The following is an 820-nucleotide window of genomic DNA, read 5'->3' on the forward strand; positions in this document are numbered from 1 at the left end:
CCAAATCCACCCCCTATCCCTATATACGCATACCTACGTATTCGCTTAAAATATACCTTTTTGCGTATTTCAGTGGCAGTTTATTTTCCTTCTTTTTGGGTCATACAAATGTTGGCGGCTGCCAGCGGATACCAAGATGATACAGGAAATCCAGGAAAACAGAACCCACAAAATCACCTTCCGGCTTAATAACAGGGAGGTGAAATTCCTGGATGTGTTTTCCCAAAGCACGGGCATCTCCCGCAGCGATACGCTTAGAAAACTTATCCAAAAAATCCAGGGAGATGTCACCATTATCAAGACGGATAAACTCCTCAAAACGCTAAACAGTCTGGCCGCCGAACAGGGCCGCGTTAATAACAATATCAACCAATTGGCCAAACATGCCAACCAGTATTCCAAGGTAGAAGATCTGGACCCAGAAATCTTCGCGCGGTTCAACAGCCTTCTTGCCCGACACCTCGACTATCAGCAGGAAATCAACCGGACCTTCCGGAAAATCTACAAAACCATCAGCCAATGACTGTCAAGATCCTTTCCTCGACCAGTACCTTCAACGGGGTGTCCTACAACACCAACAAAACGCAGTCCGCCAAGGGAGAGCTGATGACTTTTAAGAATTTTGGTTATCTGCAGACTGCCCGAAAAGTCACCCCAACTGGGTGTAGAATCCTCTACACCCTTCTATTCTTAAACTCCTTTGCAGTCGTAATCTCTTTTATTCCATTTGCAATGGCTTACTAAAGAACGTCTTAGTAAACAAAAGTTCGCAATTTCGAACTCGGTCTGGCTTAGTTTTGAAAAGGCATGCCAACCAAAC

At 45.0% G+C, this 820-nt stretch carries 2 protein-coding genes; both read left to right on the plus strand.

All coding sequences use genetic code 11. The annotated features are described in order from the left end of the window. The first annotated feature begins 136 nt into the window (after positions 1 to 136). Complete coding sequence (locus tag FQ608_RS27085) at positions 137 to 523, plus strand: plasmid mobilization protein (protein ID WP_234364431.1); 387 nt, start codon at positions 137 to 139, stop codon at positions 521 to 523. After that, on the plus strand, positions 520 to 744 hold the full coding sequence (locus FQ608_RS27090) for a hypothetical protein (RefSeq protein WP_158861641.1): 225 nt from the start codon (positions 520 to 522) through the stop codon (positions 742 to 744). The genes FQ608_RS27085 and FQ608_RS27090 overlap by 4 nt, the downstream gene beginning before the upstream one ends. Positions 745 to 820: the final 76 nt, after the last annotated feature.

The sequence above is a fragment of the Lunatibacter salilacus genome, from assembly GCF_009797935.1.
Lineage (GTDB): Bacteria > Bacteroidota > Bacteroidia > Cytophagales > Cyclobacteriaceae > Lunatibacter > Lunatibacter salilacus.